The sequence below is a fragment of the Streptococcus parasanguinis genome (assembly GCF_001578955.1).
GTDB classification, from domain to species: Bacteria; Bacillota; Bacilli; order Lactobacillales; family Streptococcaceae; genus Streptococcus; species Streptococcus parasanguinis_U.
The window spans coordinates 81,811-97,283 of record NZ_KQ969693.1 but is presented as its reverse complement, the minus strand read 5'-3'; the positions used below and the strand labels follow the sequence as shown (position 1 = coordinate 97,283).

Below are 15,473 nucleotides of genomic sequence, written 5' to 3'. Positions count from 1 at the left end.
GTTGTCGATATAGCGATGGCCGTTGTAGTTAGCCTCTTGGATCTGAATTTTTTGGTCATGTTCGACGTCTGTAACCAAGGCGACATGGCCATATCCCCCATTGTCCCAACAGGCGATGGCGCCGACCTCGGGGGTATCTCCTGTCCGGAATCCAGCAGCGCGTGCACTAGCTGCCCACATGCCGCCATTTCCCCACCAGTTGTGGGCCCAAGGGGCTAATTCTTTGGCTCCCCAGGTACATTCACCGATCGGATAGGTATTTCCCGGGTGTGTCGCGAGTGGAGTGAGCTTTGGCTTTGCCTTTTCCACTTGAAAGCTAGTGGGGAATAGCCCTTTTAGTTGTCCCTGGCTTTTCTGGTAGACGTGGAGATGAAATAGACCACTTCCCTTGTGTTTTTGAGCCTGAAAGCGCAGTTGGAAATGTCCAGGTGCAATCTTCTTTGCGGGATACCAGACCAGATCATCCTGCCCATTTTCTTCAGACCAGATGGGGAAGACAATTTCGTCAACGTCTTCGAATAACTTTAGGTCTACCTCAAATTCTTGTGAGGAGATGGGTGTGATCGTGATTTTTGGCTGGGAAGAAGCCAGGTCTTTTTGCTGGACGCTGGTCGTGAGAGGGTAAAGACCGGTTAGCTGTTCATTTGCCTCCACCCCATAGACATGCACATGATAAAGTCCGGCTTGATCAGAGTGGTTGGTTAAAGGTACTTGTAGGTCAAATCCTTTGTCACTGCGTTCCACAGGATACCAAATCAGGTCATCTTGGCCATTTTGGTCAGACCAAACGGGAACTTGGATCTTTTGATACTTATCCGGGACGTTTCCAAGATGAATCACCAGCTGCCCTTTTTCGGCATAGATAGCGTTGGTCGCTTGATCTGCATGGGCAATAGAGGCTTGCATCCCCCATGTCGCACAAGTCAGTACTACAAATTTTTTGATCGTTTGCATAATACTCCTTTTTGTCAATTAGTAGGTCTCACCTATACTATTCGGAAAAAAATGAGAAATAGGAGAAAATAGCAAAAAATGTTTGGATTCTACTGAAAATAGAAGACTTTTGCTGAAATCATTAGAATAAAACGAACGATTATGATATAATTTAATAAAATAATTCGCAAAAGAGGTTCGAGATGAAACTTTTGGTTGTTGGTTCTGGCGGTCGTGAGCATGCGATTGCCAAGAAATTGTTGGAGTCTAAAGACGTTGAGCAGGTTTTTGTGGCTCCTGGTAATGACGGGATGCGATTAGATGGTCTGGATTTGATCAATATCGGAATTTCCGAACATTCTAAGCTGATTGACTTCGCAAAAGTCAACGATATTGCTTGGACCTTTATCGGTCCAGATGATGCCCTTGCGGCTGGAATCGTGGATGATTTCAATGCAGCTGGTCTCAAGGCTTTTGGTCCGACCAAGGTTGCGGCTGAGCTGGAGTGGTCTAAGGATTTTGCTAAGGAAATCATGGTCAAATACGACGTTCCGACAGCAGCCTATGGGACCTTTTCAGATTTCGAGGAAGCCAAGGCCTACATCGAAGAAAAAGGCGCTCCAATCGTCGTCAAGGCAGACGGCTTGGCCCTAGGGAAAGGTGTCGTCGTTGCGGAGACGGTTGAGCAAGCAGTTGAAGCCGCTCACGAGATGCTTTTGGACAATAAATTCGGTGATTCAGGTGCGCGTGTGGTCATCGAGGAATTCCTTGACGGGGAAGAGTTCTCTCTCTTTGCCTTTGTCAACGGGGACAAGTTCTACATCATGCCAACGGCACAGGACCACAAACGTGCCTACGATGGGGACAAGGGTCCTAACACTGGTGGGATGGGTGCCTATGCGCCAGTTCCTCACTTACCACAGAGCGTGGTTGACACGGCGGTTGACACTATTGTCAAGCCAGTTCTTGAAGGCATGATTAAAGAAGGGCGTCCGTACCTTGGTGTCCTTTACGCGGGGCTTATCTTGACAACTGATGGACCAAAAGTCATCGAGTTCAACTCACGCTTTGGAGACCCTGAAACGCAAATCATCTTGCCTCGTTTGACATCTGACTTTGCACAAAATATCACTGACATTTTGGATGGCAAAGAGCCAGCCATCACTTGGACGGACAAGGGTGTGACATTGGGCGTGGTTGTAGCCTCAAACGGCTACCCACTCGCTTATGAGAAGGGTGTCAAGCTTCCAGCCAAGACAGATGGTGACATCATCACTTACTATGCTGGTGCCAAATTCGCTGAAAACGGGCAAGACCTCCTCTCAAACGGAGGACGCGTTTATATGCTAGTCACAACAGCAGATACTGTCAAAGACGGCCAAAACATCATCTACAACGAACTCAATAAACAAAACACAGAAGGCCTCTTCTACCGAAACGACATTGGAAGCAAAGCGATAAAAGATTAACAGATACTAACTTTGTCATGGCGAGCGAAAGCGAGCCAAACTAAGATAATGGTCGCTTAATTTGCGAGCGTTAGCGAGCTAGTATAGGATAATCGTCGCAGTAGTGGAACTCCTAGTAGCAGAGCTACTAGGAGCGGAAAACTGGAGACTCAGGCTCCAGTTTTAGTAATGGAACGCCACAGGCGGTCGCTTACGTCCGCACTACAATAGACGATTATCAAAAAAGGAGAAGAAATGAAACCAGTAATTTCCATTATCATGGGCTCAAAATCCGACTGGGCAACCATGCAAAAAGCCGCTGAAGTCCTCGACAACTTCGGCGTCGCTTACGAAAAGAAAGTTGTTTCCGCACACCGTACACCTGACCTCATGTTCAAACATGCCGAAGAAGCACGTAGCCGTGGCATCAAGGTCATCATCGCGGGTGCGGGTGGCGCTGCTCACTTGCCAGGGATGGTTGCTGCTAAAACAACCCTTCCAGTTATTGGCGTACCCGTCAAATCACGTGCCCTTAGCGGTGTGGATTCACTTTATTCCATCGTTCAGATGCCAGGTGGTGTGCCAGTCGCAACCATGGCGATCGGTGAAGCAGGTGCGACTAACGCAGCCCTTTTTGCCCTCCGTCTTCTTTCAGTAGAGGACCAGGCTATTGCGACAGCGTTAGCAGATTTCGCTGAAGAACAAGGAAAAATTGCAGAGGAGTCTACAAATGAGCTCAACTAAAACCATTGGCATCATCGGTGGTGGCCAGCTCGGTCAGATGATGGCGATCTCAGCTATCTACATGGGACACAAGGTTATCGCCTTGGACCCAGCAGCTGATTGTCCAGCCTCCCGTGTGGCAGAAATCATCGTGGCCCCTTATGACGATGTGGATGCACTTCGTCAGTTGGCAGACCGCTGTGATGTTCTCACTTATGAGTTTGAAAATGTCGATGCTGACGGTTTGGATGCTGTTATCAAAGATGGACAACTCCCACAAGGGACAGACCTCCTCCGAATCTCCCAAAACCGAATCTTTGAGAAGGACTTTCTTTCCAAGAAGGCACAAGTCACTGTGGCCCCTTACAAGGTCGTGACCTCAAGCCAAGATTTGGCAGATATCGACCTGTCTAAAAACTATGTCCTCAAAACCGCGACCGGTGGCTACGATGGTCATGGTCAGAAGGTCATTCGTTCAGAAGCAGACTTGGAAGAAGCATACACTTTAGCGGACTCAGCAGACTGCGTTTTAGAAGAGTTCGTCAACTTTGACCTTGAAATTTCTGTCATCGTGTCTGGTAATGGCAAGGACGTGACAGTCTTCCCTGTTCAGGAAAATATCCACCGCAACAACATTCTTTCAAAAACCATTGTGCCTGCTCGCATTTCAGAAAGTCTAGCTGAAAAAGCCAAAGCCATGGCAGTGCGAATAGCTGAACAACTCAACCTTTCTGGAACGCTATGTGTGGAAATGTTTGCGACAGCAGATGACATCATTGTCAACGAAATTGCGCCACGTCCACACAATTCAGGGCATTATTCAATTGAAGCTTGCGACTTCTCCCAGTTTGATACCCACATCTTGGGTGTTCTCGGAGCGCCACTCCCAGCAATCAACCTTCATTCGCCAGCTGTCATGCTCAATGTTCTCGGCCAACACGTCGAGGCTGCTGAAACATATGTGACAGAAAATCCAAGCGCTCACCTCCACTTATATGGTAAACTAGAAGCAAAGCACAACCGCAAGATGGGGCATGTGACTTTGTTTAGTGATGTGCCAGATAATGTGGTTGAATTTGGGAAAGGGATTGATTTTTAAGTGAAAATAGCGATTCTAGGACTCGGAGTGATCGGGACCACTTATGCCTACGCCTTTCAAAAAGCAGGCCATCAAGTGGAACACGTACTGAGAGATAGTAAGAAAAACAATGCACCGAAGGAGTTGTCAGTTGATCTGCTAGATGGTCGCTATCATTCAAAAGGTGAAAACAAACACGACACCTATGAGGTTCATGTGGCAGAAGCTCATTCGGAATATGATTTTATTTTTCTGAGTGTGCGTCATGGGCTTGTCAAAGAAGCAGTGGAAACCTTGCGAAAAAATAATATCAAAGGCACCCTTGTTTTCTTCTGTAATTTCTGGGATACTCGAAAAGAGGTCCAAGAGTGGGCAGGAGACTATGACTATATTTTAGCCTTTCCAACAGCTGGAGGTCACATGCAGGAGAACCATTTGGATGGTGTTTTGTTTGACCATTTAATGCTAGAAGGTGAGCAAAAAGCACACATTTCTAACTATGGTGATCTGACGGCTTTACTGACTTCTGCAGATTTGAAGTGGGAAGTGCCTCATGATATGGTCGAGTGGATTTGGATTCACATGGCGATTAATGCGGGTGTCACTTCGACGGCTGCTCGCTCAGGAAATTTGGAAAACCCAGAAGAATTGGCTCTGAACTTGATGAATAGTTCATCGGAATTGTCATTGGCCATCAAGGCCATTCGAGAAGCCTTGAAAGTCGTAGAAGCGCGTGGCGTGAATTTGAAGCTTTATAAGGCAGAACTCTTACCCTACAAAATTCCGGCTTGGATAGCCGGCAAAGCCATGAAAGTCATGTTTGCGAAAAATGAGCTGACTCGAAAAATTATGACTTTGCACAATGATAAACAGGACATCTTCTATTGTTGTCAAAGTGTTTATCATACTGGTCAAGAGTTAGGTGTCAAGATGCCTATTCTGGAAGCAAATATGAAGGGCATTTCGATTTAGGAGGTTTTATGATTCAACTTATCGTCAACGCATTTGTTGAAAAAGAAAAGACTGGAGCAGTCGTCGAAGTCTTGTATGCGAGTAGCGATCACGAAAAAGTGAAAGCTAAGTATGAAGAGCTGACTGCTCAATATCCTGAAAACTATTTAGCCATCTATGATGTCCCTCTGGATACGGATTTGAATACACTCGATCACTATCCATCTGTGTGGATCGGGAAAGAAGAATTTGAATAAAAGACTGTTGGTTGCTAACTGATGTGAAACATCAAAAGAAAGGAAAATTAAACATGATTGATAGATATAGCCGCCCTGAGATGGCGAACATTTGGACTGAAGAAAATAAATACCGTGCTTGGCTTGAGGTGGAAATCTTGGCTGACGAGGCATGGGCTGAATTGGGAGAAATCCCTAAGGAAGATGTGACTTTGATTCGTGAAAAAGCGGACTTTGACATCGACCGTATTTTGGAAATCGAGCAGCAAACTCGTCACGATGTGGTGGCTTTCACACGTGCGGTTTCTGAGACGCTTGGTGAAGAACGTAAGTGGGTTCACTATGGTTTGACTTCTACTGACGTAGTAGATACGGCCTATGGTTACCTCTACAAACAAGCCAACGACATCATCCGCAAGGACCTTGAAAACTTCCTCAACATCATCGCTGACAAAGCGAAAGAACACAAGTTCACTATCATGATGGGTCGTACTCATGGTGTGCACGCTGAGCCGACAACTTTTGGTCTTAAATTGGCGACTTGGTACAGCGAAATGAAACGGAACATCGAGCGTTTCGAGCATGCGGCTGCTGGCGTGGAAGCTGGTAAGATTTCTGGTGCGGTTGGTAACTTTGCCAACATCCCACCATTCGTTGAAAAATACGTCTGCGACAAATTGGGTATCCGTGCTCAAGAAATCTCTACACAGGTCCTTCCTCGTGACCTTCACGCTGAGTACTTTGCAGTTCTTGCTAGCATCGCAACTTCTATCGAGCGTATGGCAACTGAAATCCGTGGTCTTCAAAAATCTGAACAACGTGAAGTGGAAGAGTTCTTTGCCAAAGGTCAAAAAGGTTCTTCAGCAATGCCTCACAAACGTAACCCTATCGGTTCTGAAAACATGACAGGCCTTGCGCGTGTGATCCGTGGTCACATGGTCACAGCTTATGAAAACGTGTCACTCTGGCACGAACGTGATATCTCTCACTCATCAGCTGAGCGTATCATTGCACCAGATACAACGATCTTAATTGACTACATGCTCAATCGTTTTGGAAACATAGTTAAGAACTTGACGGTCTTCCCTGAAAATATGATTCGCAACATGAACTCTACATTTGGTTTGATCTTCAGCCAACGTGCGATGTTGACTTTGATTGAAAAAGGGATGACCCGTGAGCAAGCTTACGACCTTGTTCAACCGAAGACTGCCCAATCATGGGATAACCAAGTAGACTTCAAACCACTTCTTGAAGCAGATCCAGAAGTGACTTCACGCCTCACTCAAGAAGAAATCGATGAAATCTTCAACCCAAGCTACTACACCAAACGGGTGGATGAAATTTTTGAACGCATCGGTTTGGGTGACTAATCGCAACGAAAAACGGGAATTTGAAAAATAGACGAAAGAGGCTGGGCAAAAACTGTCCAGCCTTTGATGTTTGATAAGACTAACTGCAAGACGCAGTGGTTGAGTGGGGTCTAATACGCTGATTTCATCAGCTTTTACAGCCCTACTCAACTGTGCGGAGGTGGGACGACGAAATCGAATTCTAACGAATTACCGATTTCTGTCCCACTCTCTTTTTAAACTTTTTATAGCTAAACTATCACTAATTATATATATTTTTAAAGAGGTCTTTAGAAATCGTTTTTAACATGCTATACTGGAGCTATAAAAAAGACCGAGATGTCTCAGTCTTTTTGGTTCTTAGTGATCGCGGTCACAGGAGATGAACTTGATCTTGTAGTAGTCACCGCGTTTATAGGTTTCCGTGTATTCAAGGATTTGGCCAGTCGCTTCTAGCTTGGTCGTCTTCACTTGTTTGACCGTTGGGAAATTTTCATCGATCTTCAATACTTTAGCAATCTTGCTTGGTGTAGGAAAGACGATTTCGTTGACTTCTTCGAAGTGCTCGTCATTCATATGAATGTGATAGTCTTCTTTGAAGCGATCATAGATAGAGCTGTAGTATTCCAAATTTGGATAGTTTGGATTGATGTATTGTTCAGGAACATAGGTTTGGTGGAAGATATAGGTATCATCCCCTGTCTGGCGAGTCCGTTCGATCTTATAGTAGAATTGCGTTGGGTTGAGGCCTAGTTTGTCTAGGATGCTTAAGGTATTTCCACGTTTAATAGAGAGAACTTTGACTTTGGCCTTTTGGATTGGGAAGGTCTCAACATCTGAAAATTCAACCAGTTTGTGTTTTCGAGCACGAGAAACAAAGGTTCCTTTTCCTTGCTGACGGACAATGTAGCCATCAGCAGCGAGGTCGTTCAAAGCACGGACAACGGTGATAGAGCTGACATCATAAATTTTAATGAGTTCAGCTTCAGTATAAAATTTATCTCCATTTTCAAATTTTCCGGAGATAATTTGCTGCTTCAATTCATCTTTGATGTGTTGGTACTTTGGAATTGCCATAGTGCTACCTCTCTTTAGATTTCTCTTATTTAACCCTATTTTAACATATTTTTTATAAAAGTGTTGACATTTTTTAAATAATTTATTATATTAATAAATGAAAAGGGTTACATATAAGAAAGGGGGGCGTTTATGGGAGTTTTTGAGATTCGCGATGCTTTCTATTTAAAAGATCAACCCTTCAAGATTTTATCCGGAGCGATCCATTATTTCCGAATTGACCCAGCAGACTGGTATCATTCCTTGTATAATCTAAAGGCATTGGGGTTCAACACGGTTGAAACCTATGTCCCTTGGAATGCGCATGAACCCCGCAAAGGGCAGTTTGACTTTAGTGGTCGATTGGATCTAGAGCGTTTCATTCAAACAGCCCAATCCCTTGGACTTTACATGATTGTAAGGCCGTCGCCCTTTATCTGTGCAGAGTGGGAATTTGGTGGATTACCAGCCTGGCTCTTAGAAGAAGACCTGCGAATCCGCTCATCAGACCCAGCCTTTATCGAAGCAGTGGATCGTTATTATGAACGCTTGCTTGGGTTGTTGACACCCTACCAAGTGGATCAGGGTGGTCCAATCCTCATGATGCAGGTGGAAAATGAGTACGGCTCTTATGGAGAGGATAAGGATTATCTTCGTGCCATTCGGGATTTGATGAAGGAAAAAGGCGTGACCTGTCCCCTCTTTACATCAGATGGACCATGGCGAGCAACGCTAAGAACAGGAACCTTGATCGAAGAAGACCTCTTTGTGACGGGAAACTTCGGTTCCAAAGCAGCCTATAACTTCGGTCAGATGAAAGAATTCTTTGACGAATACGGCAAGAAATGGCCCTTGATGTGTATGGAATTCTGGGATGGCTGGTTTACCCGCTGGAAGGAACCCGTGATTCAAAGGGACCCAGAGGAGTTGGCAGAAGCTGTCCATGAGGTCTTGGAGCTTGGTTCCATCAACCTCTATATGTTTCATGGCGGAACCAATTTCGGCTTCATGAATGGTTGCTCAGCTCGGGGAACGCTAGACTTGCCACAGGTGACGTCCTATGACTATGGGGCTTTGCTCAATGAGCAGGGCAATCCGACGGAGAAGTATGATGCTATTCAAAAAATGATGGCGACCTATTATCCGGAATACCCACAGCAAGAACCACTCATCAAAAAGTGTTTGCCAGAACAAACCTTGCAATTGGTAGCCAAGACTAGTCTTTTTGGAAATCTGGACAATTTGGCTCAGGTTGAGACCAGCCTTTATCCCGAAAAGATGGAGGAGTTGGGGCAAACCACAGGTTATCTCCTATATGAGACAGACCTTGAGTTGGATGCGGAAGAAGAAAAACTGCGCATCATTGATGGTCGGGATCGGGTACAGATTTACCTAGATGATCAACATGTAGCAACACAATACCAAACAGAGATCGGTGAAGATCTTTTTATCAAAGGAAAAAAGAAAGCGGTTACGAATTTAAAAATCTTGCTTGAGAATATGGGACGTGTCAACTATGGGCACAAGCTCTTAGCTGATAGCCAGCACAAGGGCATTCGCACAGGTGTCTGTGTGGATTTGCATTTCCACCTTCATTGGAAGCAGTACCCACTGGATTTACAAGATCTCAGTCAGCTCGATTTTTCAAAGGAATGGCAGGCAGGTGCTCCAGCATTTTACCGATATGATTTTCAGCTGGACCACACCCTTGATACTTATCTGGATATGACAGGATTTGGGAAAGGGGTCGTCTTTGTCAACGGCCACAACCTTGGTCGTTTCTGGGAGGTCGGACCGACCACTTCACTTTACGTGCCTCATGGTTTCCTCAAAGAAGGAGCCAATAGCCTGATCGTCTTTGAGACAGAAGGGCGTTACCAAGAGACACTTCAACTTGTTCAACAACCTACATTCAAAGAAGTAAAGGGGGAAAACTTATGACTATTGTAGGATGCCGTATCGATGGACGTTTGATCCACGGGCAGGTAGCCAATCTTTGGACTACCAAACTAAATGTTTCACGTATCATGGTGATCGATGATGAAGTCGCTCAAAATGATATCGAAAAAAGTGGCTTGAAACTAGCGACACCACCTGGTGTTAAGCTTAGTATCTTGCCAGTCGCAAAGGCTGCGGAAAATATCTTGGCTGGAAAATATGATAGCCAACGACTCTTTATCGTAGCTCGCAAACCAGATCGTTTCCTTCGTTTGATCGAAGCAGGCGTTCAGCTTGAAACACTAAATGTCGGCAATATGTCTCAATCCGATGAGACGCGTGCGATTACCCGCTCGATCAATGTGGTGGACGCGGACGTGGAAGACTTTAACAAGATCCACGAAAAAGGTGTGAAGATTACGTCTCAGATGGTGCCAAACGACACTGCAGAAGACTTTATGAAGTTATTAAAGTAAAAGAAAATTTTTAGGAGGAAATTGTCATGATACAATGGTGGCAAATTTTACTACTTACTTTGTACTCAGCTTATCAAATCTGTGATGAGTTTACGATTGTTTCATCAGCAGGATCACCAGTCTTTGCTGGTTTCATTACAGGACTTGTCATGGGGGATTTAAAGACAGGTCTATTTATCGGAGCTTCTCTTCAATTGACAGTGCTCGGTGTAGGTACTTTCGGTGGAGCTTCTCGTATTGACGCAACATCTGGTGCCGTTCTTGCGACTGCCTTCTCAGTAGCAAAAGGGATTGATCCAGAGATTGCTATTGCTACAATCGCTGTGCCGGTAGCAACTTTGTTGACCTACTTTGATATTCTTGGTCGTATGACTACAACTTACTTCGCTCACCGTGTAGATGCTGCGATCGAACGTTACGACTATAAAGGAATTGAACGCAACTACCTTCTTGGTGCTGTTCCTTGGGCTCTTTCTCGTGCCCTTCCAGTCTTCTTGGCTCTTGCATTTGGTGGTTCTTTCGTAGAAACTGTTGTTACAGGTCTTGCTAATGTACAATGGTTGGCAAACGGTCTGAAACTCGCAGGTCAAATGCTTCCAGGTCTTGGATTTGCGATCTTGCTTCGTTACCTTCCTGTTCGTCGTAACCTTCACTATCTTGCACTTGGTTTTGGCTTAACAGCAATGTTGACAGTGCTTTATAGCAATGTTGACAGTGCTTTATAGCAATGTTCAAAGCCTTGGTGCTGCAGTGTCTAGCATTGTTGGTTCTGATGTGTTCGCTAAACTTCCAAAAGAACAAGCTATTACTTTTGTTAACAACTTCAAGAGTGTATCTATGATTGGTATTGCCATTATCGGTATCTTCCTTGCAGTGCAACACTTCAAAAACAGCCAACGTACAGTCGTAGCTGCTCCAGCAAGCAATGTAGAAAGCGGGGAAATTGAAGATGACGAATTCTAATTACAAACTAACAAAAGAAGATTTTAAACAAATCAACAAACGTAGCCTCTTCACCTTCCAATTGGGTTGGAACTACGAACGGATGCAGGCTTCTGGTTACCTTTATATGCTTTTACCTCAGTTGCGTAAAATGTATGGTGATGGCACTCCAGAATTGAAAGAAATGATGAAATTGCATACGCAATTCTTCAATACTTCACCATTCTTCCACACCATTATCACTGGTTTTGACCTTGCTTTGGAAGAAAAAGATGGTGTCAAATCAAAAGATGCGGTGAACGGGATCAAGACAGGTCTCATGGGACCATTCGCTCCTCTTGGGGACTCCATCTTTGGATCATTGGTACCAGCTATTATGGGTTCAATCGCAGCAACTTTGGCTGTTGCAGGAAACCCAGCCGGTATCTTCTTATGGATCGCTGTGGCAGTTGCTTATGACATTTTCCGTTGGAAACAATTGGAATTTGCCTATAAAGAAGGGGTTAACCTCATCAACAACATGCAAAGTACCTTGACAGCTTTGATCGATGCAGCTGCAGTTCTGGGTATCTTCATGGTTGGTGCCTTGATTGCCAGCATGATTGGTGTTGAAGTTTCTTGGACTCCACACATTGGGGACAAAGCGATTGAAATTCAAGATATGCTCAACCTTATCTTCCCACGTTTGGTACCAGCTATCATCACAGGTGTAATCTACTGGTTGCTTGGACGTAAGGGTATGAACTCTACAAAAGCTATCTTGCTCATCATCCTTGCAGCAATCGCATTCTCAGCATTTGGCCACTTCTTCTTTGGAATGGCATAATGGAGTAAGGTATGGCAAAACACCTAGTATTGGTCAGTCATGGTCGCTTCTGTGAAGAGCTCAAAGCCAGTACAGAAATGATTATGGGACCACAAGACAACATTCATACAGTTGCACTCTTACCAGAAGAAGGGCCAGAAGACTTTACTGCTAAATTTGAAGCAACAGTTCAAGGTCTAGAAGATTATATTGTATTTGCCGATCTCTTAGGAGGGACTCCTTGCAACACTGTGAGCCGCTTGATCCTTGAAGGACGTGCGATTGACTTATACGCAGGGATGAATCTTCCTATGGTTATCGAATTCATCAATAGCAGTCTGACTGGTAGCGAAGGGGACTACCCTGAACGTGCAAAAGAAAGTATTGTCAAGGTCAATGACCTCTTGTCAAACCTTGATGATGATGAAGATGAGTAGGTTGGTATGGGAGTCTGGGAGCATCATCTCAGACTCCTTTCCCATTTATCAACGTTAGATTGTAGAAAGGAACAACAGGTTCTATGTTAGACTATACAAAAGAAGACTTGCAGGAGCTAGGAGCAGAGATCACCACGCGTGAGATTTACCAACAACCAAGGGTTTGGAAAGAAACGGCTCGCTTGTACCAAGAAAGAAAAGCGGAAATAAAAGCTTTCTTAGAAAAAATTGGGAAAGAGCATGACTATATCAAGGTCATCTTGACAGGGGCAGGGACCTCGGCCTATGTGGGAGATACCTTGGTTCCTTACTTGCAGGAGGTGCACGATGAACGCCACTGGAATTTTCAATCCATTGCGACGACGGATATCGTAGCTCATCCTCAAACCTATTTGAAAAAAGAGGTTCCGACGGTTTTAGTATCTTTTGCCCGGAGTGGCAATTCGCCAGAAAGTGTCGCAACCGTGCAGTTGGCTCAAGACTTGGTTGATGAGCTCTATCAGATCACCATTACCTGTGCTGAAGAAGGGAAACTGGCCCAGCAAGCCCACGGAGATGAGCGCAATCTCTTGCTTCTCCAACCAAAAGAAACCAACGATGCTGGCTTTGCGATGACCTCTAGCTTCACCTCCATGCTCTTGACAGCTCTCTTGGTCTTTGATCCAAGTGAGGAAGAGATCAAGGAAAAACGAGTAGAAGAGCTGGTTGATCTGTCTGAGCAAATCTTGGAGAAGGACCGTGCGGTCAAGGAAGTGGTCGATCTAGACTTCGAGCGCGTGATCTATCTAGGGGCAGGACCTTTCTTTGGGCTCGCTCATGAAGCCCAACTCAAGATTTTGGAATTAACAGCAGGCAAAATCGCAACCATGTATGAGAGTCCTGTCGGTTTCCGTCATGGTCCAAAATCCCTCATCAATGATCAGACCCTCGTCTTGGTCTTTGGATCCATTGATCCTTATACCCGTCAGTATGATCTGGACTTGGTTCGAGAAGTTGCAGGAGATCAAATTGCCCGTCAGGTCGTTCTCTTGGCTGATCAAGCTGCAGGGATCGAGCATGTACGGGAAGTGTTGGTGGAAGCATCAGCAGACTCATTAGATATCTACCGTGCCTTCCCTTACATTATCTATGCTCAATTGATTTCTCTTTTGACTTCGCTCAAGGTGCAAAATCGCCCAGACACACCCTCACCGACAGGTACCGTCAATCGGGTTGTTCAAGGGGTGATCATTCATCCATTTCATAAAGAATAGCCACTAATTTTCTATAAAAAGTGGAGTGTTTCTTCTTGTGAAACTGATACAATGGAGAAAAACAGTGAGAGGAGAAGGTTTGTGAAACAGTATCAAGAAAGCGTGTTTGGGGAATGGCAGAATCAAGAGGTTAGGGCTTATCGCCTCGAAAATGACAAGGGCTACCAATTGTCTGTCATGACCTATGGGGCGACGATCTTAGAATATGTGACGCCTGATAAAGAAGATCAGTTTACTAACATTATTCTAGGCTTTGATCGCTTTGAGGACTATGTAGGCAACAGCCCTAAATATGGGGCTAGTATTGGTCCAGTAGCGGGCCGGATTGCGGGGGCCAGTTTTGAACTCAATGGAGAGACCTATCACTTGGAAGTTAATAACGGTGCCAACTGCAACCACAGTGGGTCGACTGGTTGGGACAGCGCCTTGTTTAGCGTGGAGTCGGTAACGGACAAAGAAATCACTCTCTATACAGAACGGGCGGATGGGACCGGCGGTTTCCCTGGAAATCTCAAGATCTGGGTAACCTATGCTTTGACTGAAGCAGGTGAACTCGAGATTGCCTATCGGGTAGAAACGGATCAAGATACCTTGGTCAACCCGACCAACCACAGCTATTTCAACCTATCTGGGAACTTCACCCAAGCGATCAATGACCATGTCTTTCAGATCAACCATCAAGGGCTTTACCCTATCCATCCCGACGGTGTCCCTCTTCAGACCGTGGATAGAGAAAGTCCAATCGTTCGGCATCTCTACCAAGCCATGCTCTTAGAGGACCTCTTTAAGGATTCAGATCCGCAAATCCGCCTGGTAGAAGGATTGGACCATCCTTTCGCTCTGCCAGATAGACATGAAAATGCTGGCTTTCTTTACCATCAGCCATCTGGACGTTTCTTGACTTTCAAGTCAGAAGCCCCAGCCTTGGTAGTTTATTCAGCCAATTTCGTAGATGAAACCGTTCGTCTGCAAGGCCAACCAATGGTTCAGCACAATGGCTTGGCGCTAGAATTCCAAACCGTGCCAGATGCTATTCACAGTAACCAAGCTGAGAAGGTCATCCTGAGAGCAGGGCAAGTCTTTACCAGTAAGACTTGCTACCATGCCATCGCTAAGAAATAAAGAGGAAAGGGGAGTGGCCAAACAAGGATGTGAAATTCTTGCTTGAGACCTCCTCTTTTTCTCAAAAAAATTTAGAAAAACTATAAGGAAAGTTTAAGCTTCCTATCGTATACTAATACCATCATCAAAGACCTCCTAACTTTGAATGATAAAACTCCTAAAACTTTTTCATAATAATCTCCCTATAAGAGCCACCAAAACCGGTGGCTTTTTTCTGGGAGTGAGACAGAACAATTTTTTAAAATTGTTCGTTGTCTCACCCCCGCACAGTTGATTAGGTAATCTTTGGAGCTATAAGAGCGAACAAAGATACCAATCAACCACTGCGTTATGTAATTATTACTAAACCTATTTCATCTAATCAAGCCTGATAGGGACGTAGACGAAATTAGGTACATTGACGCAGTTCGAACGCTAGTGAGAACTACGATCTTTAAAAATTTAATGAGGTGAACTCAGAGAGTTCAACCGAACCAAAGGTACCGAAGTATTTTAATAGAGCGTAAACTCTTGGATTAATTCTTTTGCACACAAAAAAGCCCCTTGAGAAATTCTCAAGGGGTAGTGGAATGACTAATCGCTCGTTGTGTCAGACACTTTTTTGAATTTTGCTGAAATAACCGTATTTAGATTATTCCGTCCATCGCGTTGCTCAATCGTCAACGTTAAAATATCTCCATCAATAGAGTATTTATACGTAGTTTCTTTAGCGACAGGTCCAAT

General features: G+C 44.8%; 14 protein-coding genes and 1 pseudogene. 13 read left to right on the top strand and 2 right to left on the bottom strand.

Annotation, left to right across the window (positions count from 1 at the left end; translation table 11 throughout):
* Nucleotides 1-954, bottom strand: a 954-nt coding sequence (locus tag SPADD19_RS10105; protein ID WP_128861631.1) for a GBS Bsp-like repeat-containing protein, incomplete at its 3' end; no start/stop codon positions are given.
* A 182-nt stretch (nucleotides 955-1,136) separates the two neighbouring features.
* Here SPADD19_RS10105 and purD point away from each other — a divergent pair.
* The 6 genes from purD (at nucleotide 1,137) to purB (ending at nucleotide 6,742) form a co-directional block, all read left to right on the top strand.
* Entirely contained in the window at nucleotides 1,137-2,402 is a 1,266-nt protein-coding gene (gene purD, locus SPADD19_RS10100) for a phosphoribosylamine--glycine ligase (RefSeq protein ID WP_061455920.1), read from the top strand.
* Nucleotides 2,403-2,636: 234 nt separating this feature from the next.
* Nucleotides 2,637-3,125, top strand: coding sequence for a 5-(carboxyamino)imidazole ribonucleotide mutase (gene purE, locus SPADD19_RS10095; protein WP_003015335.1), 489 nt, complete (start codon nucleotides 2,637-2,639; stop codon nucleotides 3,123-3,125).
* Nucleotides 3,112-4,203 carry a 5-(carboxyamino)imidazole ribonucleotide synthase gene (gene purK, locus SPADD19_RS10090; RefSeq protein ID WP_049489223.1) on the top strand — a complete coding sequence of 364 codons (1,092 nt, stop codon included), beginning with the start codon at nucleotides 3,112-3,114 and terminating at the stop codon, nucleotides 4,201-4,203. Before purE ends, purK begins: the two co-directional genes overlap by 14 nt.
* Complete coding sequence (locus tag SPADD19_RS10085; protein ID WP_061455919.1) at nucleotides 4,204-5,154, top strand: ketopantoate reductase family protein; 951 nt, start codon at nucleotides 4,204-4,206, stop codon at nucleotides 5,152-5,154.
* An 8-nt stretch (nucleotides 5,155-5,162) separates the two neighbouring features.
* The gene (locus SPADD19_RS10080) at nucleotides 5,163-5,390 is read left to right on the top strand and encodes a hypothetical protein (protein ID WP_045760093.1); all 228 of its coding nucleotides are present in this window, start codon (nucleotides 5,163-5,165) and stop codon (nucleotides 5,388-5,390) included.
* Nucleotides 5,391-5,443: 53 nt separating this feature from the next.
* Nucleotides 5,444-6,742, top strand: a complete 1,299-nt coding sequence (purB, locus tag SPADD19_RS10075) for an adenylosuccinate lyase (protein WP_061455918.1) — start codon at nucleotides 5,444-5,446, stop codon at nucleotides 6,740-6,742.
* A gap of 339 nt (nucleotides 6,743-7,081) precedes the next feature.
* On the opposite strand, the gene SPADD19_RS10070 is transcribed toward purB, so the two are convergent.
* Complete coding sequence (locus tag SPADD19_RS10070; RefSeq protein WP_023920049.1) at nucleotides 7,082-7,798, bottom strand: GntR family transcriptional regulator; 717 nt, start codon at nucleotides 7,796-7,798, stop codon at nucleotides 7,082-7,084.
* A gap of 132 nt (nucleotides 7,799-7,930) precedes the next feature.
* Here SPADD19_RS10070 and SPADD19_RS10065 point away from each other — a divergent pair, with 132 nt between their 5' ends.
* The 7 genes and pseudogenes from SPADD19_RS10065 to SPADD19_RS10035 all read left to right on the top strand — a co-directional run bounded on the left by SPADD19_RS10065 (nucleotide 7,931) and on the right by SPADD19_RS10035 (nucleotide 14,750).
* Nucleotides 7,931-9,718: a glycoside hydrolase family 35 protein gene (locus SPADD19_RS10065; RefSeq protein WP_061455917.1), complete on the top strand. Its 1,788-nt coding sequence runs from the start codon at nucleotides 7,931-7,933 to the stop codon at nucleotides 9,716-9,718.
* On the top strand, nucleotides 9,715-10,191 hold the full coding sequence (locus SPADD19_RS10060; RefSeq protein ID WP_003009322.1) for a PTS sugar transporter subunit IIB: 477 nt from the start codon (nucleotides 9,715-9,717) through the stop codon (nucleotides 10,189-10,191). The genes SPADD19_RS10065 and SPADD19_RS10060 overlap by 4 nt, the downstream gene beginning before the upstream one ends.
* Before the next feature lie 26 nt (nucleotides 10,192-10,217).
* Nucleotides 10,218-11,154, top strand: a pseudogene (locus tag SPADD19_RS10055) (PTS mannose/fructose/sorbose/N-acetylgalactosamine transporter subunit IIC).
* Complete coding sequence (locus SPADD19_RS10050) at nucleotides 11,141-11,959, top strand: PTS system mannose/fructose/sorbose family transporter subunit IID (RefSeq protein WP_045760097.1); 819 nt, start codon at nucleotides 11,141-11,143, stop codon at nucleotides 11,957-11,959. Before SPADD19_RS10055 ends, SPADD19_RS10050 begins: the two are co-directional and overlap by 14 nt.
* An 11-nt stretch (nucleotides 11,960-11,970) precedes the next feature.
* Complete coding sequence (locus SPADD19_RS10045; RefSeq protein WP_061455916.1) at nucleotides 11,971-12,375, top strand: PTS sugar transporter subunit IIA; 405 nt, start codon at nucleotides 11,971-11,973, stop codon at nucleotides 12,373-12,375.
* Between the two features lie 83 nt (nucleotides 12,376-12,458).
* Nucleotides 12,459-13,628 (top strand): SIS domain-containing protein, encoded by a 1,170-nt coding sequence (locus tag SPADD19_RS10040; protein ID WP_061455915.1) that lies wholly within the window; start codon nucleotides 12,459-12,461, stop codon nucleotides 13,626-13,628.
* A gap of 81 nt (nucleotides 13,629-13,709) precedes the next feature.
* A complete protein-coding gene (locus SPADD19_RS10035) occupies nucleotides 13,710-14,750 on the top strand; it encodes an aldose epimerase family protein (RefSeq protein ID WP_061455914.1) in 1,041 nt (346 codons plus the stop codon).
* Nucleotides 14,751-15,473: the final 723 nt, after the last annotated feature.